Below are 459 nucleotides of genomic sequence, written 5' to 3'. Positions count from 1 at the left end.
GTACCGCGTCACCAGCAGCCGGTACGCCTCCCACCACCAGAACCCCGACACGGTGAACAGCACCGGCACGACCAGGAATCCGGCGAGGGCGAACAGCAGGGGGCGCCGGGAGGAGCCCAGCAGCAGCACCGCCCCGGCGACGACGGCCATGAGGGTCAGGCCGTACGACAGATAGACGGTCAGCCCGAACAGCAGCCCCGAGCAGAAACCGTACGGCGCGGGCCGGATCCCCCGCACCGCGAGGGCGAGCAGCGCCACCGCCCACGCGGCCACCGCCGCGAAGTACCCGTCCGCCGACGTGCCCACCCAGACCGCGGCCGGGGCCAGGACCAGGAACGGCGCGGCCCGGCGGGCCAGGGACTCGGCGGCGAGGGCCCGTACGGCGACCAGGCCCGCGACCGCCGTGGTCGTGCCGCCGGGGAGGCACCAGGCGCCCGCCCAGCCCCCGCCGCCCAGCCC

General features: G+C 76.7%; 1 pseudogene. It reads right to left on the bottom strand.

Features of this window, described 5'->3' with window-relative positions:
* Nucleotides 1–459, bottom strand: a pseudogene (locus EHS43_RS45845) (hypothetical protein); the annotation flags it as partial.

Source organism: Streptomyces sp. RP5T (assembly GCF_003933965.1).
Lineage (GTDB): Bacteria > Actinomycetota > Actinomycetes > Streptomycetales > Streptomycetaceae > Streptomyces.
The sequence above is the reverse complement of the archived record's forward strand: the minus strand, read 5'-3'. Positions and strand labels throughout refer to the sequence as shown.